The sequence below is a fragment of the Veillonella parvula genome, from assembly GCF_018366295.1.
In the GTDB taxonomy this organism is placed as follows: domain Bacteria; phylum Bacillota; class Negativicutes; order Veillonellales; family Veillonellaceae; genus Veillonella; species Veillonella parvula_P.
The window spans coordinates 93,361-115,541 of record NZ_JAGZIJ010000005.1 but is presented as its reverse complement, the minus strand read 5'-3'; the positions used below and the strand labels follow the sequence as shown (position 1 = coordinate 115,541).

Annotated in this window: 22 protein-coding genes; 21 read left to right on the top strand and 1 reads right to left on the bottom strand. The window is 38.9% G+C overall.

The features are described 5' to 3' along the window. The first annotated feature begins 5 nt into the window (after positions 1-5). The 12 genes from folE to ftsH all read left to right on the top strand — a co-directional run bounded on the left by folE (position 6) and on the right by ftsH (position 9,720). The gene (gene folE / locus KHY58_RS06230; protein ID WP_004698508.1) at positions 6-575 is read left to right on the top strand and encodes a GTP cyclohydrolase I; all 570 of its coding nucleotides are present in this window, start codon (positions 6-8) and stop codon (positions 573-575) included. Further along, complete coding sequence (gene folP / locus KHY58_RS06225; protein ID WP_120055714.1) at positions 568-1,401, top strand: dihydropteroate synthase; 834 nt, start codon at positions 568-570, stop codon at positions 1,399-1,401. The genes folE and folP overlap by 8 nt, the downstream gene beginning before the upstream one ends. After that, positions 1,401-1,763 (top strand): dihydroneopterin aldolase, encoded by a 363-nt coding sequence (folB, locus tag KHY58_RS06220; protein WP_004698484.1) that lies wholly within the window; start codon positions 1,401-1,403, stop codon positions 1,761-1,763. Before folP ends, folB begins: the two co-directional genes overlap by 1 nt. Then, positions 1,763-2,233, top strand: coding sequence for a 2-amino-4-hydroxy-6-hydroxymethyldihydropteridine diphosphokinase (folK, locus tag KHY58_RS06215; RefSeq protein WP_004698513.1), 471 nt, complete (start codon positions 1,763-1,765; stop codon positions 2,231-2,233). The genes folB and folK overlap by 1 nt, the downstream gene beginning before the upstream one ends. Positions 2,234-2,334: 101 nt before the next feature. Continuing rightward, the gene (locus KHY58_RS06210; RefSeq protein ID WP_278472536.1) at positions 2,335-3,150 is read left to right on the top strand and encodes a hypothetical protein; all 816 of its coding nucleotides are present in this window, start codon (positions 2,335-2,337) and stop codon (positions 3,148-3,150) included. Positions 3,151-3,244: 94 nt separating this feature from the next. Then, positions 3,245-4,192 carry an L-lactate dehydrogenase gene (locus KHY58_RS06205; RefSeq protein ID WP_118091601.1) on the top strand — a complete coding sequence of 316 codons (948 nt, stop codon included), beginning with the start codon at positions 3,245-3,247 and terminating at the stop codon, positions 4,190-4,192. 177 nt (positions 4,193-4,369) lie between these two features. After that, positions 4,370-4,702 carry an FtsB family cell division protein gene (locus tag KHY58_RS06200; RefSeq protein ID WP_278472532.1) on the top strand — a complete coding sequence of 111 codons (333 nt, stop codon included), beginning with the start codon at positions 4,370-4,372 and terminating at the stop codon, positions 4,700-4,702. A 69-nt stretch (positions 4,703-4,771) separates the two neighbouring features. Then, on the top strand, positions 4,772-5,173 hold the full coding sequence (locus KHY58_RS06195; protein WP_012864039.1) for a S1 RNA-binding domain-containing protein: 402 nt from the start codon (positions 4,772-4,774) through the stop codon (positions 5,171-5,173). A 97-nt stretch (positions 5,174-5,270) separates the two neighbouring features. Continuing rightward, a complete protein-coding gene (locus KHY58_RS06190) occupies positions 5,271-6,167 on the top strand; it encodes a phosphatase (RefSeq protein WP_278472529.1) in 897 nt (298 codons plus the stop codon). Beyond that, positions 6,136-7,134 carry a tRNA lysidine(34) synthetase TilS gene (gene tilS, locus KHY58_RS06185; protein WP_278472527.1) on the top strand — a complete coding sequence of 333 codons (999 nt, stop codon included), beginning with the start codon at positions 6,136-6,138 and terminating at the stop codon, positions 7,132-7,134. The genes KHY58_RS06190 and tilS overlap by 32 nt, the downstream gene beginning before the upstream one ends. Before the next feature lie 23 nt (positions 7,135-7,157). Beyond that, on the top strand, positions 7,158-7,703 hold the full coding sequence (gene hpt, locus KHY58_RS06180; RefSeq protein ID WP_004698467.1) for a hypoxanthine phosphoribosyltransferase: 546 nt from the start codon (positions 7,158-7,160) through the stop codon (positions 7,701-7,703). A gap of 88 nt (positions 7,704-7,791) precedes the next feature. Further along, on the top strand, positions 7,792-9,720 hold the full coding sequence (gene ftsH, locus KHY58_RS06175) for an ATP-dependent zinc metalloprotease FtsH (RefSeq protein WP_123138495.1): 1,929 nt from the start codon (positions 7,792-7,794) through the stop codon (positions 9,718-9,720). Between the two features lie 53 nt (positions 9,721-9,773). On the opposite strand, the gene KHY58_RS06170 is transcribed toward ftsH, so the two are convergent. Continuing rightward, on the bottom strand, positions 9,774-11,117 hold the full coding sequence (locus KHY58_RS06170; RefSeq protein WP_004695419.1) for a threonine/serine ThrE exporter family protein: 1,344 nt from the start codon (positions 11,115-11,117) through the stop codon (positions 9,774-9,776). A gap of 171 nt (positions 11,118-11,288) precedes the next feature. On the opposite strand from KHY58_RS06170, the gene KHY58_RS06165 reads away from it, so the two are divergent. From KHY58_RS06165 to serS, 9 genes are all read left to right on the top strand, one after another. Continuing rightward, on the top strand, positions 11,289-12,263 hold the full coding sequence (locus tag KHY58_RS06165; RefSeq protein WP_123138496.1) for a biotin--[acetyl-CoA-carboxylase] ligase: 975 nt from the start codon (positions 11,289-11,291) through the stop codon (positions 12,261-12,263). 9 nt (positions 12,264-12,272) lie between these two features. After that, positions 12,273-13,040 carry a type III pantothenate kinase gene (locus KHY58_RS06160; protein ID WP_123138497.1) on the top strand — a complete coding sequence of 256 codons (768 nt, stop codon included), beginning with the start codon at positions 12,273-12,275 and terminating at the stop codon, positions 13,038-13,040. A gap of 94 nt (positions 13,041-13,134) precedes the next feature. Further along, entirely contained in the window at positions 13,135-14,121 is a 987-nt protein-coding gene (gene dusB, locus KHY58_RS06155) for a tRNA dihydrouridine synthase DusB (RefSeq protein WP_156696960.1), read from the top strand. 123 nt (positions 14,122-14,244) lie between these two features. Then, positions 14,245-14,718 (top strand): transcription elongation factor GreA, encoded by a 474-nt coding sequence (gene greA, locus KHY58_RS06150; RefSeq protein ID WP_004695428.1) that lies wholly within the window; start codon positions 14,245-14,247, stop codon positions 14,716-14,718. A 29-nt stretch (positions 14,719-14,747) separates the two neighbouring features. Further along, complete coding sequence (gene lysS / locus KHY58_RS06145; protein ID WP_123138499.1) at positions 14,748-16,265, top strand: lysine--tRNA ligase; 1,518 nt, start codon at positions 14,748-14,750, stop codon at positions 16,263-16,265. Between the two features lie 590 nt (positions 16,266-16,855). Beyond that, on the top strand, positions 16,856-18,199 hold the full coding sequence (locus tag KHY58_RS06140; RefSeq protein WP_004695433.1) for an NCS2 family permease: 1,344 nt from the start codon (positions 16,856-16,858) through the stop codon (positions 18,197-18,199). A gap of 100 nt (positions 18,200-18,299) precedes the next feature. Then, positions 18,300-19,580: a guanine deaminase gene (guaD, locus tag KHY58_RS06135; RefSeq protein WP_118091606.1), complete on the top strand. Its 1,281-nt coding sequence runs from the start codon at positions 18,300-18,302 to the stop codon at positions 19,578-19,580. A 241-nt stretch (positions 19,581-19,821) separates the two neighbouring features. Then, the gene (locus KHY58_RS06130; RefSeq protein ID WP_004695437.1) at positions 19,822-20,775 is read left to right on the top strand and encodes a cation diffusion facilitator family transporter; all 954 of its coding nucleotides are present in this window, start codon (positions 19,822-19,824) and stop codon (positions 20,773-20,775) included. Between the two features lie 125 nt (positions 20,776-20,900). After that, the gene (gene serS / locus KHY58_RS06125) at positions 20,901-22,181 is read left to right on the top strand and encodes a serine--tRNA ligase (RefSeq protein ID WP_004695438.1); all 1,281 of its coding nucleotides are present in this window, start codon (positions 20,901-20,903) and stop codon (positions 22,179-22,181) included.

The window sequence follows — 22,181 nt, the reverse complement described above, 5'->3', positions numbered from 1 at the left end:
GACCGATGAATCAACGTGCAAAGGACGGGATAAAGCAATTCTTAGAGGCTTTATCTGTTGATACAGAGGCACCAGAATTAGAGAAGACACCAAGTCGTGTAACAGAATTATATAGTGAATTATTCAGCGGTGTAGGATTAGACACGAAAGCTGCATGGGGAGAGACTTTTAGTACAGACTATAAAGGTCTCGTAGCAGTTACAGGGATTCCGTTTTACTCCATGTGTGAGCATCATTTATTGCCTTTTTTTGGTACCGTAGATATCGTGTACCAACCTAAGGATGGATGTGTGGCAGGACTTAGTAAGTTTCAAGATATCGTGAATATCCTCAGCCGTAGACCGCAATTACAAGAGCGGTTAGCATCTGAATTAGCTGATGCGATTATGAATGATTTATTTGCTCATGGCGTATTTGTACGCATTACATCGACTCAGTTGTGTATGCTCATCAAAGGGACCATGCAGCAAGATTCAAAGGTTATTACATTAGAAAGCCGAGGCGTATTAGCCGAAAAGGGCACATTAAGAGATGAAGCGTTGGCAATGTTAGGCGGAGGACAGGTAAATGTTTAAACGTAGAAATTATACATGGAATGATGGCAAAAGCTTATCTTTGTGTGATCGTACCCTTATCATGGGTATACTGAATGGTACACCTGACTCCTTCTCTGATGGGGGAAAATTTAATACACCAGAAACAGCTATTGCTCATGTAAAACAAATGATTGAAGATGGTGCAGATATTATCGATTTAGGCGTTGAATCTACACGCCCTGGTTCTACACCTTTGACCGCAGACGAGGAAATAGAACGCTTATCTCTATTAATAGAGCCTGTCTTACAGGCCTCTACAGTTCCTGTGTCTATCGATACATATCATGCTAAAACCGCAGAATATGCCTTCTCAAAAGGGGCACATATTCTAAATGATGTATGGGGCTTACATTATGACCCTGACATGGCCGCAGTAGTGGCTAAATATAAGGTACCTGTTATCATCATGCATAATAGTAATGATACAAATTATGGTGATATCATTGAAGATATGAAAGCATTCTTCTTCTGTGCTATCGATAAAGCGTTGAAAGAGGGGGTAACGCCACAACAAATCTGGCTTGACCCAGGTATTGGCTTTGGTAAAACTGAAGAACAAAATATTGAAGTTATGCAACGCTTGGGTGAGTTAACGGCTTACGAATATCCTGTTTTACTTGCTCCAAGCCGCAAGCGTTTCATCGGATCTATGTTAGGCGGATTGCCTCCAGAAGATCGCGATGAAGGTACGGTAGCTGCTTGTATTACAGGTGTATTCCAAGGCGTTGACATGGTGCGTGTTCACAATGTGAAAATGCACAAACGCGCCTTAGCTGTAGCAGACGGCTTGTTACGAGGTGAATAATGGATAGAATCGTTTTAAAAAATATGGCATTCTACGGATACCACGGAAATTTGGCATCTGAGCAAGAACAAGGGCAACGATTTTTTGTAGATGTAGAAATAATAACTGATCTTACAAAGGCCGGTCAAAGTGATCAATTAGAGGACTCAATCAATTATGTAGAGGTATATGAAATTGTAGAATCAATTATGACTGGTGAAAAGTACAATCTTTTAGAACGATTAGGGGCGCTTATCGCCGATTCCTTGTACCAACATTATCAAGGTATTGTAGGTCTCTCTGTAACGGTGCGTAAACCATCTGTACCGATTTCAGGCATTTTGGATTATGTTGAGGTTATCACTACAAGAGGACAAATTTGATGTATACCTATTACATCAGTGTAGGCTCGAATATAGGGGACAAGAGTGACTACATCAATTCTGCTTTTCAATCCTTACAACAACATGGGGCAATTTCTAAGCTAGTCACTTCTTCTCTTATTGAAACTGAGCCGTGGGGATATACGGAACAAGATACCTTTGTTAATGGCGTATGGTCTTGTGAAAGCACTCTAGAACCACATCAAATGCTCAGCCTTATTCAGCAATTAGAGCAGGCGGCTGGACGAAAACGATTGATTCATTGGGGCCCTCGCACATTAGATTTGGATATTATTTTAGTGTACGATACAGAGGGGAAAATGATTTCTCTGTGTGATGAAAGTCTTGTGATACCGCATCCTCATTTTTGGAATCGTAATTTTGTACTAGAACCGCTATCTCAGCTGTTACCAACTTTCACATATAAAGGGGTTAAGGTTGCCGACCGATTATCTCAATTGGAGGTATAAGCTAGAATCGTATATAAGCTAATGTTAGATACATTGTAAACATGATACAGATTGTACGCATGCTCTTACGTTTTATGATTGGGGAGTCATGGAGAGTGTAGATGAATATAAAACGTATTGGATTATTTGTACTGGCACTTATTATAATGGGCATATCTTACTGGCTTGCTGTAGGGGCAAATTATGATAGCAAAACAGTACGTATTGATCCAGAAGCGCATACACTGGTTAATTCTAGTGATGCCATTATTTCAAAACGAATATTAGCTATGAAGACCAGTGGATCGCAAGTGTATTTCTTAGGTTATGAAGGACTAGGGATTTATAATTTATCTGATAATACACTTCGCTTGATGCCCATTACCTTTAGAGGGCAACATATAGAACCTCCTAAATCGGGTGATTACCAACGAGGTTTACGGAATATAACAAAGGTAAAAGCATTGTCTGACTTCAGTAATGATGAGCAAGACGAATTTAAAAGTTTGTTGGACTCTACCGATGGAGGGGCCCATTATTATGGTGACTTTTACCATTCTGGTTATGAGTCGTCCCTCATTGATTTGAAGGACCAGTATTTTATTACGAATACAGTACGTGCATTAAAACGTGTTAATCATACATTATATGTGTATGATGGATCAGGTTTTATTATTATAGATTTAGATAATCGTCGTATCCAAGGGTTCTTTAATAACCGCATTAGTGGTGAAGGCTCTAAGGGTGTACCTGATAGCTTACGTGGGCACTATGGTTCTGACTTTACTATGATATATGCATTATCAAAATTGGATCCTACAGATTTGGATATTTTATGGTCCATGCGTAAACAATATTTAGAAAAATCTCCTCAAGCGATGGAAGGAAAAGATTTGTTCCCACTCAATCTGGATGAGATGAATTTAAATGAGTTATGATTCTATTAAGATAAATCATATACAGATATACGTGATTTAAATAATTGGCATTTGAGGATATGCTATCGTTTTATGCTAAGGTATGGAGGCTCTTATGAAGTTACGTAAGGTAGGTATTATTGGCACTGGCCATGTAGGCTCTCATGTGGCATTTTCTTTAGCCTTGCAAGGTGAGGTTGATGAATTATATTTGATGGATATTGACGAGAAAAAAGCTCAGGCGCAAGCTATGGATATTAATGATGCCGTTAGCTATATTCCACATCAAGTAACTGCTACCTCAGGCCCTATTGAAGAATGTGGAGATTGTGATATCCTCGTTTTTAGTGCGGGGCCTTTGCCGAATTTGTATCAGGATCGCCTTGAGAGCCTTGGTGAAACAGTGGCTGTACTAAAAGATGTTATTCCACGTATTAAGCAGTCTTCTTTTCAAGGTTTCATCATTTCAATTTCTAATCCTGCTGATGTGGTAGCTACCTATTTATGTAAACATCTTGAGTGGAATCCTAAGCGTATTATTTCAACGGGAACCGCTCTAGATTCAGCTAGATTGCAAAAAGAATTAGCTCATATCTTTACTATTAGTAATCGCTCTATTACGGCCTACTGTTTAGGTGAACATGGAGGTAGTGCCATGGTGCCGTGGTCCCATGTCTGTGTACAAGGTAAACCACTTTTAGAATTATATCGAGAGCTACCTCATAGATTTCCTAAACTTGACCATACAAAAGTACTAGATGATGTTAAAATTGGTGGCTATCATGTACTAGCTGGTAAAGGTTCTACGGAGTTTGGTATTGCGAGTGCTACCACAGAATTGATTCGCGCCGTATTCCATGATGAAAAGAAGGTATTGCCTTGCTCCTGTTATTTAAATGGACAATATGGAGAAGAAGGAATATTTGCATCTACTCCTGCTGTTATTGGTAAAGATGGCATCGAAGATGTTTTTGAACTGCAACTAACCAATGAAGAGCTAGCCTTATTTAAAGCTTCTTGTGCTGTCATTCGTGAACATGTTGCAAAGGCTGAGACTATGTAAGTGGATATTTACTTTTGTATATAGAAAGTTTACATTGCATATGGAGTTTTAAATTTATACGGATTTATGTTATCGTTCTTAATGAGAAATATCTGTAATTTTCTTTAGTCCCAAGCTCTGTTATGTGGTATAATCTAAAAATGACAGTATACAGATGATGAATATTTGGGGGACATTATGACTCAGGACACTATGGATGTACAACGCCCAAAAAGGCCACGCAAACGGGTTCGTCCTAATCGCAAAGCACAGGATCAGCGTATTATCCTCATGTGGATCAAGCGGATTGGCATAGGGATTATGGTGCTGTTACTGTTAGGGCAGGCTTATCGCTTGGTGGCTGTATATCAAGAAAAACAACATATAGAGCAACAATTGCAAGAGTTACAGCAGCGAAATGAAGAGTTAGAACAGGAAAAGGCTAGGTTACAAGATCCAAAGACCATAGAAGGGCTTGCTCGTGAGGAGTTAGGATTGGTAAAGCCTGGTGAAGTACCATATGTAAAATAGAGTGTATTCTATTATTTTTTCTTTGCATCAGTTTGTAGTTTAAGGTTTCCGCATTAATTAGGAGGTTGCATGGCAATCGAAGTTGGTAACATTATTGATGGTACCGTATCAGGTATTACAAAATTCGGCGTATTTGTTGATTTAGGAGAAAAGCAAACAGGGTTAGTTCATATCTCTGAAGTAGCTCATGGATATGTCGAAGATATTAATACCCTTTTAAAGGTTGAGGATCCGGTAAAGGTTAAGGTTTTATCTATTGATGGTAATAAAATTGGCCTTTCGATTCGTCAAACACAACCTAAAGAGGGTATGGACGAAGAAAAACGCCCTCATCGTGTTCAATCGAAACAAAGTATAGAGTCTTTCGAAGCGAAGATGAAATCATTCTTGCGCGATAGTAATGAACGATTACACGATTTAAAACGCAATACCGAAGGAAAACGCGGAGGCCGAGGCGGCCGTCGAGATTAATAGTGAGAGATGGCATTCCGCCATCTCTTTACTTATGTATAGAGTATTAACGCTATAATAGTATTAGGAGAATGCTATGTATATGTAAGGAGCGATTATGAAGTTAGCAATTATCGATATTGGCTCTAATTCAGTACGTTTATTATTGGCTACCTATGAGAATAACGAGTGGCGTTATGAGCCTAAGCAGTTGTGGACTACCCGTTTAGGTCAACGAAATACAGATGGTACCTTGCGAGCTGAATCCATGGAAGCATCTTATCAAGCTTTTACAGATATAAAAAAAATAGCAAGCCAATATGGTGCTGAGTATTGCTTTGGTTTTGCGACGAGTGCTGTTCGTGAAGCGGCTAATGGACTTGCATTTATGGAACGTATTAATAAATACTGTCCTATGGAGTGGAGAATTTTATCTGGTGATGAAGAGGCGATGTATGGCTTTTATGGTGCTTTAGGAAATCAATTAGAGGATGGACGTCATTATACGACCATTGATATTGGTGGAGGTAGTACAGAACTTGCATTAGGTAACAAGGATGGAGTGTACTGGAGCCGTTCTTATCCTGTGGGAGCGGTACGCCTTCAATCTATATCTGATGAAGGGCCTCAACGAGTGTGGGAGGAAACCCGTTTTCTTTGGGATCCGATGATGATTGAAGGTGAATTTGGTGAATTTATCGGTATTGGAGGAACCCTAACAACCTTGGCTGCTATTGATTTAGGTTTAGACCATTATGATGGCACAAAGGTGCAAGGTCATAAATTGAGCCGTGAAACGGTGGAAGGCATTATTATGAAATTGCGGTATATGAGTCGTAATGAGAGACTACAAGTAAAAGGTTTACCTGCTGGGCGTGCCGACATCATTGTTGCTGGGGCGGAGATTTTAACATCCTTTATGGATTCCTATGAGGTCTCTCATGTATTTGTAAGCGACCAAGATGGTATGGAGGCGATGGCCCGTGAATGTGAAAGCACTCATTCGAACCGTTAATCACACTTTAAAATTACATGATATATTTCCTGAGAATTGTCGTATCTTGGTAGCTTGTTCTGGTGGTCCTGATTCGATGGCTTTATTGCATTTATTGCAAGATATTGCTACACATCGCCATACAGTATATGAGCTTGGAGTTGCTATCGTAGATCATTGTATTCGTCCTGAAAGCAAGAATGAGGTCCTATGGTTACGAAATCAAGCGGACGTACTAGGACTGCCATTTTATACGGCTGTCTTTGACGTGCCTAAATTGAGTCAAGCTCAAAAGCTATCAGAGGAAACTATAGGCCGCCAAGTTCGGTATCAATGGCTAACCGGTATAGCACAGTCTGAGGGGTATGACTATATTGCAGTAGCTCATCATAAAGATGACCAAGCAGAATCAATTTTAGCACATCTTATTAGAGGGACTGGACTTAATGGTTTGACAGGCATGGCCGTTGTTAGTAATGATTATACTGTTCCAGTAGTAAGACCTCTGTTAGATGTCACAAAAGAAGAATTACTTCTATATTTAAAAGAGAAAGATATTTCTTACTGTATAGATAGTACAAATGAGGATGTACGATATCAAAGAAATAGAATTCGTCATTGCATTATACCTGAGTTAAAAGCCATTAATCCTATCGTTATCGATGCTATAGTAAGGCTAGGGGCTTCTGTACGCGAAGACATTTCTCTTATTTCTAATTTAACGGATATGGCGTTTGATGAGTTAGTAACTATCTCTGATGAGGGCGCGTTTATATCTCGTAGGGGGTTACGTAAGAAGCCGTTGTCTATCCAACGTCGATTGTGGCAAAGACTGGTGAGCATCTTTGATCCTGAAATCAAGCTTACCACTGCTCATCAAGAGCAATTACTCGATATTGTTAACACTGGGGAAGGGAAAACTTTCAATATTAAAAGTATAAAAGTAAGTGCTCAATGTGATACAATAAAGGTATATTGCAAACATTAATATGAATCGCGGAGGTCATATAGATGCATCAAGATGCAAAAGATATTTTATATACAGAGGAACAATTAAAGGCTCGTGTGGCTGAATTAGGTCGTCAAATCAGTGCTGACTATAAAGGGGAATCCGTAGTTCTCGTAGGTGTATTGAAAGGTGCTATCGTTTTCTTTACAGATTTAGCTCGCTCTATCGATGAGAATGTGGATGTAAGCTTCGATTTTATTTCTTGCTCTAGCTATGGCAGTGGTACAACTAGTACAGGGGTAGTTCGAATTTTAAAAGATTTGGATCGCTCTGTAGAAGGAAAGCATGTACTCGTTGTAGAAGATATTGTAGATACGGGTACAACATTACATTACTTGCTAGAAAATTTACATGCTCGTGGAGCTAAAAGTGTACGCCTTGCAGCGTTGTTGAATAAGCCTGAACGCCGTAAAATGGATGTAGAAGTAGACTATGTAGGTTTTGTCATCCCTGACTACTTTGTTATCGGCTATGGTTTAGACTATGCAGAAAAATATCGTCACTTACCTTATATAGGTATTTTAAAGGAAGAAATGTATCAAGATTAAAAATATGATATAATATATGAGTGCATCTCTCAACGAGATGTACTCAATTCGTTTATGCCACTAAACTATTATTGAAAGGGGTAATATTTTGGGTCGATTTACAAAAAATATCGTCCTTTATTTACTTATCATTGCCGCTTTCGTTATCGCCATTGACGCTTTCTCTGGTCAAAGTGCGAATAAATCTGAACTCAGTTATACAGGATTTATTCAACAAGTACAACAGAAAAAGGTTGAGTCCGTAACGATTACCAATGATCATGGTATTAAAGGTAAACTAAAAAATGGAACAGAATTCAATTCTTATGCGCCAACTGATGAAACGTTAATCAAAACTTTACAAGATAATGGTGTAGAAATTACTGCAGCTCCACCTGAGCAACCAGCTTGGTGGATGAGCTTGTTAGGTTCTGCTATTCCGATTATCATTTTGGTAGTATTATTCTTCTTCATCATGCAACAAACGCAAGGTGGCGGTGGCCGAGTGATGAACTTTGGTAAAAGCCGTGCTAAATTGATGGGTGAAGGCAATGTAAAGGTTAGCTTCAAAGATGTAGCTGGTGCTGAAGAAGCAAAACAAGAATTAGAAGAAGTAGTAGAATTCTTAAAGGATCCAGGCAAATTTACAACTATCGGTGCTAAAATTCCGAAAGGTGTATTATTGGCAGGACCTCCAGGTACAGGCAAAACATTACTTGCTAAAGCTGTTGCTGGTGAAGCAGGGGTACCATTCTTTACGATTTCTGGTTCTGACTTTGTAGAGATGTTCGTTGGTGTTGGTGCTTCTCGTGTGCGTGATCTTTTCACACAAGCGAAAAAGAACGCCCCATGTATCATCTTTATAGACGAAATTGATGCGGTTGGTCGCCAACGTGGTGCCGGCCTTGGTGGTGGTCACGATGAACGTGAACAAACATTGAACCAATTGCTCGTTGAAATGGATGGCTTTGGTGCCAACGAAGGTATTATTACTATCGCTGCAACAAACCGCCCAGATATTCTAGATCCTGCACTCTTGCGTCCAGGTCGTTTTGACCGTCAAGTTATTGTAGGTCGTCCAGATCTACGCGGCCGTGAAGCAATTTTGAAAGTTCATGCTCGTAATAAGCCTTTGGCTGACGATGTAGACTTGAAAATAATTGCGAAGAAAACACCAGGCTTTACTGGTGCAGACTTGAGCAATTTGTTAAATGAAGCAGCTCTTTTGGCGGCTCGTCTTAACAAAAAAGTAATTACTATGGCTGAAGTTGAAGAAGCCAGTGAAAAAGTTAGTATGGGACCTGAACGCCGCAGTCATATTGTGAGCGATAAGGATCGTAAATTGACAGCATACCATGAATCTGGTCATGCTATCGTGGCACATCTATTGCCTCATGCAGATCCTGTTCATAAAGTAACAATTATTCCTCGTGGTGCAGCTGGTGGATACACTATGATGCTTCCTACTGAGGAACAAAACTACAAAACAAAATCTCAATTATTAGCAGATATTCGAGTCGCTCTTGGTGGTCGAATTGCAGAAGCCTTGATTTTAGATGAAATCAGTACAGGCGCTTCAGGTGACTTGCAAAGCGTAACTAATACTGCTCGCGCTATGGTAACGCGTTGGGGGATGAGCGATGAGCTTGGTCCTATCGTGTTTGGTGAACAACAAGAACAAATCTTCTTAGGAAAAAACCTGGGCCATGAGCGCAACTATAGTGAAGAAATCGCTGCGAAAATCGACTCTGAAATTCATCGTATCGTAGAAGAAGCTTATAAAGATGTAACAAAACTTCTTAGCGATAATGAAAAATTCTTACATGACATGGCAAATGCTTTGTTAGAAGAGGAAACAATCGATGCGAAAGCGGTAGATAATCTTTACAAATATGGTACAACAAAAGAACCTGAAGCTGAGGAGCCTAAAGTAGCTTCTGAAGTAGAAGGTAGCGTAGTACCAGATAGTGTTGATGCTAAAGAAACAACTAGTACTGTAGCAGATCTTAGTGAAGCATCATCTAATGAAATTAAATAATGGATTTTGTCCAAATGAAAAAGAGCTAGCCTTCTAAAAAGGCTAGCTCTTTTTTACTGTCCATCGTTTATATGACGTGTGGCAAGAAGTTCTGTCATGCGTTGTTCTTTTAGTTTTTGCAAATATTTTTGTGCCAAAACATTTGGTATAGCTACACCGATTGCTATAGCTATAGTTGTAAATGTGCCAGTTACACCATTTTGTATCATAAGGATTAGACTAGCATCATTTAATGCATTGATGTGTAACATGTCGAAGAGAAATCGGTAGTACAATATACCGGGCATTAATGCGATGGCAGACGGTACGATAATGATAGTGCTAGATGTTTTTAACCAAGTAGAAACTTTTACAAAAATAATACTCATAATGGCAGCACCAATAAAGGTAGCACCTGGTGTAGAAAATCCTAATTCTACGGATAGTATATTGCGAATACATACACATAGTACGCCACCAATACCAATGGATACTAATAGTCTGACAGGAGCATTAAAAAGTACCGCAAAAGCGGCCGCAGCTGTAAAAGAACCGATAACTTGCTCTATGGAAATAACATGAGGTTTAATATCAACAAAATTAAATGCTGGTGCAGGGCTAAAGTAGAGTGCCATAGCCATACCTAAAGTCATGCTACCCACGATGAGTAGTGTTCTTATAGCGCGTGTCATGCCCGATAAAATATGATTATTAATGATATCGATGACACAATTGATCAATGGTACCCCAGGAATCATGAACAAGGTACAGCAAACGAGTACATATAGTAAGGATTCATTATTTACATGACTATAAAAAGCGTAAGCCGATATCATGGCACCAAATCCGCCTAATGCGATTCCTACATATTCATTAAGACCTAATCTGCCTGATAGGGTGCGCGTAAAATAACCAATACTAGAACATATGATGGTAACAATGAATGCGATGATATCGCCACTGTAGAGGTATGCAAGACCTGCTGATCCTAGTGCACAAGCTAGTCCTTTTATCCAGTTTGGATACGTTGGTATAGTTGTATCCAGTTTGGCAATTAGTCGTTCATAGGTCGTTAGTGAGTAATGTCGCTCAAATGCGCGCCATGTGAGCTTTGATACGGCATTGATCATAGCCATATTCGGAATATGAACCGGTGTTTTTCTGAAGACCGTTATGGATCGTTCTTTGTGTAATAGATTGACCATAATAGTGGTATATGAAATATGGATATTTAAGTAATCATGAGGAATTCCCATAAATGTTGCAGCTTTTAGCATTTCCTCAATGATTCGATTTGTATTTGCCCCACATTCCATTAGTAACTTCCCTATATTGAGTAGTACATCCAGTTTTCGATGAATATGGATAAAAGGGTTCTCTAAAACTTGATTTTTCTCTTCTAATGTAAACTGTTTCATATATCTCTCCGAAGGATAATAGATAGCATTATTGTTATCTATTTTTTTATGTATACCTTTATACTATATACATTATACCATTAATTATTTTAAATAATCCTTGCATTTTGAAGGGGACACTTGTACAATCGAATTGTAAACCTAGGTTGACAAAGAAAGGGGCTCTAAACTATGCGTGATGAAGTGCTAGAATTCTTGAGACAAAACCAAGGTAGTTTCGTATCGGGACAAGATATGTCCGAAGCCTGCCATGTTTCGCGCACAGCTATTTGGAAACATATCAAGGCGTTACGTCAAAAAGGCTACAAAATTGAATCTTATACCAAGAGAGGGTATCGATTATTGGAAGAACCTGATTTGTTGAGCCCCTTGGCAATGAAACAAATCTTAAAAACAGATGTATTTGGTAAACGATATGTTTATATGGATACTACGGAGTCTACGAACTTAGAAGCTCGTCGTTTAGCTCAACAAGGTGCAGAAGAAGGCACGGTTGTGGTTACTGAGGAACAGGCTGCTGGTCGTGGGCGCTTATCTCGTGGTTGGTATTCTCCATTTGGCAAGGGCTTGTGGTTTAGCTTGATTTTACGCCCTGATTTTCCACCTGTAGAGGCTCCAAAGTGTACTTTGATGGCTGCAGTGGCTTTAACAAAGGCCTTTCATAAGATGGGACTCACTGATGCGGGGATAAAGTGGCCTAATGATATTCTTGTGAATGGTCGTAAGCTAGTAGGTATTTTGACTGAAATGTCTGGTTCTATGGAAGAAATTTCTCATATTGTAATGGGCATTGGGGTCAACGTAAAAACAAAACAAGAAGAATTACCAGAAGAGTTAAAATTAATTGCTACATCCCTTGCGATGGAAGATATTGATATTGAGCGCACAGAAGCATTTAGACTTATATTAGAAGAATTAGAACATCAATATTATGAAGTGCTCGATAGTGGCTTTGACGAAACCCTTAATGAATGGCGTCAATTATCTGTTACTCTCGGTGAAGAAATTGAAGTGCGTGCTCCTGGCAATACCTATGAAGGGGCAGCTACAGATATTGATGAAGATGGTAATTTATTAGTAAGAATCCCAGATGGGACAATTAAACGTATTGTGGCAGGGGACGTATCAATTCGTCCGCGTAAATAGGAGGCATTAATGTTATTAGTAATTGATGTGGGAAACACCAATATTGTTCTCGGTGTATACGACAAGACAGAACTTGTGGGTCACTGGCGTATTTCCACAGATCGGGTTCGTACCACCGATGAATATGGCATGCTGATGATGAACTTATTCTTTCACGACCGTAAGGTTGATGTAAAAGATATTAATGCTATCATTATCTCCTCGGTTGTACCACCATTAATGCCTACATTAGAGCGCGTGTGTTTGCGCTACTTTAATGTAAATCCTCTTATTGTAGGACCAGGCACTAAAACTGGCATCGCTATTAAGTATGATAATCCTCGTGAAGTAGGGGCTGACCGTATTGTAAATGCCGTAGCAGCACATGAGCTTTATAAGGGCGATTTAATTATCATCGATTTTGGTACGGCTACTACCTATTGTGCGGTACAAGGTAATGGTGATTATATGGGCGGGGTTATTAGTCCAGGGGTAACCATTTCTGCAGAAGCTCTATTTCAACGGGCAGCCAAATTGCCTCGTATCGATGTGAGAGATCCGGGGCAAGTCATTTGCCGAAATACGGTGTCTTCTATGCAATCTGGTATGTTCTACGGTTATGTAGGGCAAGTAGAAGGACTCGTGTCTCGTATGAAAGCAGAAATGGGAAATCATGTAACTGTAGTGGCTACAGGTGGTTTGGCACAACTTATTAGCAGTGCTACAGACTGTATTGACCATGTAGAACCTATGCTTACATTAGAAGGCTTACGCCTTATTTACGAAAGAAATAAATAATGCTACTATAATATAGTTACGTATATGTAACGAAGTAGTGTACATTCGGGTACAGCTTATGCTGTACCTTTTTTATTAGGGGATATAGAATTATATGAATAATAAACAGTGGCAAATTGGGGCTGTCAAAATTGATGGTCAAGCCATATTAGCGCCTATGGCAGGGGTTAGCGATATTGCGTATCGACTACTGGCCAAAGAACAAGGTGCAGCCTTGGTATGTACCGAAATGGTCAGTGCTATGGGTATTAAATATAAGAATGAACGTACTCATGAATTATTGCGCATTGAAGAGGCAGAACGTCCTGTATCCATGCAAATTTTTGGCTCTAATCCAGAAGCAATCGCTTTGGGGGCTAAGGTTGTGGCCGATGCGGGTGCCGATATTGTAGATATAAACATGGGCTGTCCTGTAAAAAAGGTAGTTACCTCTGGCGATGGTTCGGCACTTATGAAAAATCCTGATCTAGCGGCGCGTGTTGCAGAAGCCGCTGTTGAGGCTGTTGATGTACCTGTTACTGTAAAAATGCGTATCGGTTGGGATAGTGACTCTATTAATGTTGTGGATTTTGCAAAACGCATTGAGTCTACAGGTGTGGCTGCTATAGCCGTACATGGGCGTACAAAGGAGCAAATGTATAGTGGACATGCGGACTGGTCTTATATTAAGGCTGTGAAAGAAGCGGTATCTGTACCTGTACTTGGCAATGGTGATATTGTGAATCCTGAAGATGCTAAGCAAATGCTTGATGAAACCGGTTGTGATGCTGTAATGGTAGGCCGTGGTGCACAGGGGAATCCTTGGATCTTTGGTCGTATTCATCATTATTTAGCCACTGGTGAAGTATTGCCGGCTCCGACCGATATAGAGCGTCTAGATATGTTATTAAAGCATTTTGACTTGTTATGCCAATACAAGGGTGAAAGTATGGCCGTTAAGGAGATACGCACTCATGCGGGCTGGTATATGAAGGGACTTCCGGAATCTGCATATTGGCGCAATCGAGTGAATACAATTCATACTGTAACGAGCTTTCACAATGAGCTAGAATCATATCGCAAAATACTGTCCGAAGGGTAGTTAGATTGACAAATAAATAGTATTTTTATATAATGATTGAGATAATTTAGAAACAAGAGATAAGGTGTCATCTTATTATGACACTTTTTCTTATTATTTATATGTAGAAAGAGTGGGGTACCCATGGCAGACGTAAAAGAAACATTACTCACCGCCGAAGGTTTAAAGAAGTTAGAAGAAGAATTAGCGTACTATAAATCTGTACGCCGTATTGAAGTATCTGAACGTATTAAAACTGCTATTGAATATGGCGATATCAGTGAAAACTCTGAATATGATGATGCAAAAAATGAACAAGCTTTTATTGAAGGTCATATTGTAGAGTTAGAGAATAAGATTAACACTGCGAAGATCATCGATGAATCTGTAAAAGGTGACGTTGTATCTGTAGGTAGTAAAGTTACTGTACTTGACACTATGTACAACGATGAATTGGAATATGTTATCGTTGGTTCTTCTGAAGCGGATCCATTTAACAATCGTATCTCTAATGAATCTCCTGTAGGTAAAGCTATTTTGGGTAAACGTAAGGGCGATGAAGTAGAGGTTTCCACACCAGATGGTCCTGTAACATTCAAAGTGTTAGCAATCCAATAATTTACAATTACCGACAAAGAGGCGATAACATGAGTGAAGAAATTAAAAATATACAAGAAGAGCTGAATGAGCAAATGCAAATTCGCCGCGATAAATTAGCCGAATATGAAGCTGATGGTATTTACCCATTTGGCCAACGTTTTGTCGTAAAAGATTACGCAAAAGATATTAAAGAAGACTTCTTCTTGAAATATGATGGCCAGCCTGTAGTTATTGCAGGTCGTTTGATGACAATCCGTTCCCATGGTAAAACGGCATTTGCGAATATTCGTGATAAATCAGGTGATATTCAAGTATACTTCCGTAAAGATGTATTGGGCGAAGATGCTTATAAATACGTTAAAATGCTTGATATCGGTGATATCATCGGCATAGAAGGTCACGTATTTAAAACGCATACCGGTGAAGTTACCATTAAAGTTAACAAATTAACATTGTTATCTAAGTCTTTACGTCCACTACCAGAAAAATGGCATGGATTAAAGGATACAGAACTTCGTTACCGTCAACGTTATGTTGATTTGATTGTAAATCCTGAAGTGCGTGATACATTTGTAAAACGCTCTCAAATCGTTGCTAAGATTCGCGAATACATGATGCGTGATGGCTTCATGGAAGTGGAAACACCGATGATGCATGCTATCCCTGGTGGAGCTGCTGCACGTCCATTTATCACTCACCATAATGCGCTTGATATCGATATTTACATGCGTATTGCACCAGAATTGTATCTCAAACGTTTAATCGTTGGTGGTATGGACCGCGTGTTCGAAATGAACCGTTGCTTCCGTAACGAAGGTATCGATAATCGTCATAATCCAGAATTTACTACTATCGAATCATACCAAGCCTATGGAGATGTAGAGGATGCGATTCGCTTAACAGAAAATCTTGTGTCCTACTGTGCTCAAGAAGTACTTGGTACACAAGAAATTACATACCAAGGTACAGAAATTAATTTGACTCCTCCTTGGAATCGTATCACAATGGCTGAAGGTGTAAAAAAATACACTGGTGAAGATTTTGATGCAGTCACAACTATAGAAGAAGCTCGTGCTATTGCTGATCGCTTAAATGTAGAATACACAGAAAATGATGGTATTGGTAAAATCTTAAATCTTTGCTTTGAAGATTATGTAGAAGAAAACTTGATTCAGCCAACTATCGTATATGGTCACCCTAAAGAGATTTCTCCACTTGCTAAAGCAAGTCGTGAAAATCCATTGGCTACAGAACGTTTTGAAGCTTTCATCTATGGTCGTGAATTGGCAAATGGCTTCTCCGAGTTAAATGATCCAATCGACCAAAAACAACGTTTCTTGGATCAATTGAAAGAACGTGAAGCGGGTGACGATGAAGCTCATCGTATGGATGAGGATTTCGTTACTGCTCTTGAGTACGGCTTGCCTCCAACAGCTGGTCTTGGTGTTGGTATCGACCGTCTTGTTATGTTCTTAACAGACTCTGCATCTATTCGAGATGTATTATTGTTCCCGTTGATGAAACCAGAAGCTCCTAAGCATTTTGAAGCTGAAGAAGCAGAATAATAATCGACACTATTAAGGCTCCCTATTCTTTGAGTAGGGAGCTTTTTATATATTTATGAAATAGTTAGTATCATATAAAAATCATTTTAAACCTGTTACTACGATACTGCCTTTAAATATGTATTGAAACATGAATGCTATATGTAATTTTATACGATGGATTAATGGAGTGGTTAATATGTTGAGCTCCTGTACCAGTCTATAAGTATATAACAAAATTAACGATATAAAGTCTATAGAAAATAATTTCTAGGATAAAAAAATAGTTTATGATTATTCATCAATTGTTATTGACAGTGTATAAAAATAATTTTATACTAAGTGTGAGATGTGGTATTTACATAATATATATGATATAAATTCATGCATATAAAGTTTTTCTTATTTATCTTTGCTTTATCGAATCTGAATGTGATGATATAGATTAACTGTATAGAACTACTACATACCTTGTATAACCTTGACGGGATGGGTCAAGTCTCTCTAGCGTGAACCGAGATTTACGGCTACAAGAGCTTATTTATGATGCTCTTGTAGCCGTTTTTTATTTAACTAAATTTATATTTCTAAAAGTTTAGGAGGTAAGTGCGATGAGTTCAATGGATTATGAAAGAGGTAATCAAGCCAATGGTTGTCTTGATCGGTTTTTCAAGTTAACCAAACATGGAACATCAGTAAAGACTGAGATTTTTGCGGGTATTACAATGTTTATTGCATCAGTATACATTCTGGCAGTAATACCCAATCTATTATCTGTATCAGGAATGCCTCATGGTAGTGCTGTAGCGGCTGTAATTTTAACAACTGCCTTTGCGACAATGCTAATAGGTTTTGTTGCTAATGTTCCGGTTATCGTAGCACCTGGACTTGGCCTAAGTGCATTTTTCTCGTATACCATTTGTGGTGCTATGGGCCTTAGTTGGCAAACTGCATTAGGTGCCGTTTTTATTTCCGGTACAGTTTTTGTTATTTTAACAGTTACTAAAGTTCTTAATAAAATAGTAGATGGTATTCCACAAGTGCTGAAAACCTCTATTGGCGTAGGTATTGGTTTATTCGTTGCCTTCATTGGCTTTAAAAATGCTCATATAATTATTTCTGATAATGCTACATTTGTAACCCTTGGGAACATGAAAGATCCTGCAGTACTATTAACATTGTTAGGCTTGTTTATTACAAGTATTTTATTAGCTAAGCAGGTTAAGGGTGGATTGTTAATTGGTATGGCCTTCACTACGATTTTGGCTATGGTGTTAGGTTTGACTAAGGTTCCTATATCTAGTTCGGATATCTTTAACTTGGTACCACCATTTCCAGTAGACACATTTGGTCAACTTGATGTAATGAGTGCTATTGGGTATGGCTTTTTCTCCATTATCTTCTCCATTACTATTGTGGATATGTTCGATAATATCGGTACATTGATTGGTGTAACGAGAAAAGCAAACTTAGTAAATGAAGAAGGGAAATTTGAAGGTTTGAATCGTGCCTTGCTATGTACGTCTATTGGTGCCGCAGCAGGTGCCGTTGTAGGTACCTCTACAGTTACTTCTTATATTGAAAGTGCGGCAGCCGTTGCTGATGGTGGTCGCACAGGTCTTACGGCAGTAGTAACTGGCCTTTTATACTTGGTATCTTTATTCTTTGCACCATTGTTCTTATTGGTACCGGTACAAGCGACTGCACCTGTACTGATTACTATTGGCGTATTTATGATGAGTGAGGTAACGCATATTGATTTTACTGATTTCACGGAAGCATTGCCTGCGTTCTTAACAATTCTTCTTATGCCATTAACATTTAGTATTGCTCAAGGTTTATCCTTTGGTTTTATTTCTTATACATTAATTAAATTGGCAACAGGTCGTCATCATGAAATTCATCCTATTATGTACATCATGACTGTGGCGTTCATCATTCACTTTGCTATTTAAATAGCATATACTATGAATCATATAGCATAGTCTTTAAACGAAAATCTAGCGTAGTATATGGGCGCAGTACTTTAGGGCTCTAATCACGCGAGGAGGTTATATGAATTCAACGATTATTTTAAAAGGAAATATATTATATACACCGAATCCATCAGCACTTGTATCTATTCAACAGGGTTATGTTATTGCTGTAGATGGGGTGGTTGTTCATTGTGGTGAAAGTATTCCTACAGTTTATACAGAGTATGATGTTGTTGATTACGGTGATAATCTCATTATTCCTGGTTTTGTGGATACCCATGCGCATGCACCACAATATTGTAATCGTGGACTTGGTATGGATAAGGAACTGTTACCATGGCTTGAAACTTATACATTTCCTGAAGAGGCAAAATTTATTGATCCTGACTATGCTCGTCTAGTATATGGTGCCTTTGTTCACGATTTATGGCGCAATGGTACGACGAGAAGTATTTTGTTTGGTACAATCCATAAAGACAGCACATTGGTGTTGATGGAGCTTTTACAAAAAGCAGGATTGTCAGCTTATGTGGGTAAGGTAAACATGGACCGTAATAGTCCGGAATTTTTGATTGAAGAAACGAATCAATCATTAGCTGATACTAAAGTATGGTTAGATACATCAGCTCAATTTGGACCTTTAGTTAAACCTATTATTACACCGCGCTTTGTACCATCTTGTACGAGTGAACTCATGACAGGACTTGCTAAATTAGCGAAAGAATACGATGTTCCTGTTCAATCTCATTTGTCGGAAAATCACGGCGAAATTGATTGGGTCGCATCATTACATCCTGAGTCGTCAAACTATACAGATGTGTACTATGAACATCATTTGATGGGTACCGTGCCAACTGTAATGGCCCATTGCATTCATTTGAGTGACGTAGAAATGGATCGCATGGCTGAAACGCAGACCATGGTATCTCATTGTCCATATTCGAATGTAAATCTTTCTAGCGGAATTGCACCGATTCGTAAGCTGATTGAGCGGAATATACCAATTGGTTTAGGCTCCGATATTTCTGGTGGACATATTGTATCGATGGCAAAGGTCCTTACTGAAGCTATTGGTCTATCGAAAATGAAATGGGCTGAAGTAGACCCAAACTATGCACCTCTTACCTTGAGTGAAGCCTTCTATATGGCTACCAAGGGTGGTGGACAATTTTTTGGCCACGTTGGAAGCTTTGAAAAAGGCTATGAGTTAGATGCCCTTATTATCGATGATACGTCCTTATTTGACCCAAATGAACGTTCTTTGGAAGAGCGTTTAGAGCGCTGGCTATATGTAGGGGATGATCGTCATATTATTGAACGCTATGTAGCTGGTCGCGTAGTTCCGAGTCCAAAAGGGTAAAGTTTATATCTTACAGAAAAAAATACTGATATATTTAAAGCAGCTAGTTTGTATACCCTTCAAACTAGCTGCTTTTCGGTGCTTCTTTTAGAACCTGACCGAGGTGTTAGATAAACTTTGGATTATGATTTATAGTAGGTTTTATAGCTTTTCTGTTTATATTACTGAACAGGGCGATTTTGCTCATCAATTCACTTGGTGTATAATAAAAAAATGTACAAATTAAGAAAGTGGGGGCTTAATGGATATATTAGGAGCAAGACGCTCTATTGAACAAAAGCTATTAATGCAATCTGTTGCTTTGATGGCGCTAGTTGCGGTGAGCGGCACTGTGATGGGGATTGTAACGGGATCTAGTGCAGTGTTGTTAGATGGGGTATTCTCCTTCGTTGATGTTGTTATTAAGATTATGATGCTTATGACAGCTAAGTTAGTTGCTAGAGAAACGAGTAAGCGATTCCAATTCGGTTTTTGGCAATTTGAACCTCTGGTGCTCGCCGTGGAGGGCTTTTTTATTCTTCTCATAGTAATTTATGCCTTATCTAGTGGGATTACAGATCTTTTGTCTGGTGGACGTCACGTAGACTTCGGGCCAGCTATTTTCTATGCTATATTCTTTACTGTTGCGGATACTGCTTACTATCTTTATGTACGTCGTATTAATAAAAGTTTGCAGTCTAACTTAATTAAATTTGATAATGTAAGCTGGTATGTCGATGCTTTGTTAGAAGCGGCTATCTTGATTAGTTTCGTTGTAGCTACTATGCTAGAAAGTACTGAATATGCTAGATGGGCTACTTATATTGACCCTATTGTATTAATTATTTTAGCGGTACAGATGATACCCTCTGCATTTCGTATCATTGTGCCATCCATGAAACAAATATTAGGATGGGCACCAACTTCATTGCATAATGAAGTGCAAGAAATTATGGATCGATTTATGGAAAAGTATAATTTTAAAGATTATGTGACGAGCGTGCAAGTATATGGCAATACTCGAATCATTGAAATTGATATTTTAGTTCCTAAAAGTTTTCCATATCAAACCATTGCTGAAATTGATGCTATTCGCAATGAAATTGACCAAGAAATCGGCGGTAACCCAACGGAAAAATGGGTGACCATTTCTTTTACAGGCACGCGTAAATGGATGGCAAAAGATTATTTGCTAGATGAAGAAGAGGATGAATAATATAAAATATTGGTGAGAAGTCTAGTATATAGCACATAATTTAATGATAAATACACCAATATATGGTATACTTAAACGTATTGAATATATTGTGCGTAACATAGTTGGAAAATGAGGTTTATAGTATGTTAGATTTAAAATTTGTCCGTGAAAATATTGATTTAGTGCAACAAAATTTAGATAATCGTCATACAAAAGGCGATCTGAAAACCTTTGTATCCGCTTATGATGAACGTCGTCAATTGATCGGTCGAGTAGAAGAATTAAAAGCGCTTCGCAATTCTGTAACAGAAGAAATTAGCAAATTAAAACGCAACAAAGAAAATGCTGATGAAAAAATCGCAGAAATGAAAAAAGTAGGCGATGAGATTGCTGAGTTTGATAACCGTATTCGCGAAGTGGAAACAAAATTGCGCGATGCGGCATTGATGTTGCCAAATATGTGTGATGCATCTGTTCCTGTAGGGGCCGATGAAGATGAAAATGTGGAGCAACGCAAATGGGGCGAACCACGTCAATTTAATTTTGATGTACAGGCTCATTGGGATTTAGGTGAAAGCCTCGATATCCTTGATTTCAATCGTGCAGGCAAAATGAGTGGAGCTCGCTTTACTGTGTATAAGGGGTTAGGGGCTCGTTTGGAACGCGCTCTTATCAACTTCATGGTGGATCTTCATGTAGATAAACATGGCTATACTGAAATGATGACTCCATATATGGTAACACGTGAAACTTTGACGGGCACTGGGCAATTGCCTAAATTTGCTGAAGATATGTACCATGTAGAGGGAACGGAATATTTCTTGATTCCAACTGCTGAGGTTACATTGACTAATTATCACGGTGGTGAAATTTTGAGCGAAGAGGAATTGCCTAAATACTATACTGCATTCACCGCATGTTTCCGTGCTGAAGCGGGTTCCGCGGGGCGTGATACTCGTGGCCTTATTCGACAACATCAATTTAACAAAGTTGAAATGGTTAAATTAGCTAAACCAGAAGATTCTTTCAAAGAATTAGAAACATTAACAGATAATGCAGAAGAAGTATTGCGCTTATTAGAATTACCGTTCCGTGTTATCACTCTGTGCACAGGTGATATGGGCTTTGGTTCTGCTAAAACCTATGATGTAGAGGTGTGGATGCCTGCACAAGGCAAGTATAGAGAAATTTCCTCTTGCTCTAATATGACTGATTTCCAAGCTCGTCGTGCTAATATTAAATTCCGTCGTGGACCTAAGGGTAAACCGGAATTTGTTCATACATTAAATGGATCTGGCCTTGCAGTAGGGCGTACAGTAGCTGCTATCTTGGAAAACTATCAACAAGCCGATGGGTCCGTTGTAATTCCAAAAGTTCTCGTGCCATACATGGGTGGCGTTGAAGTGATTTCACCGGCTAAATAA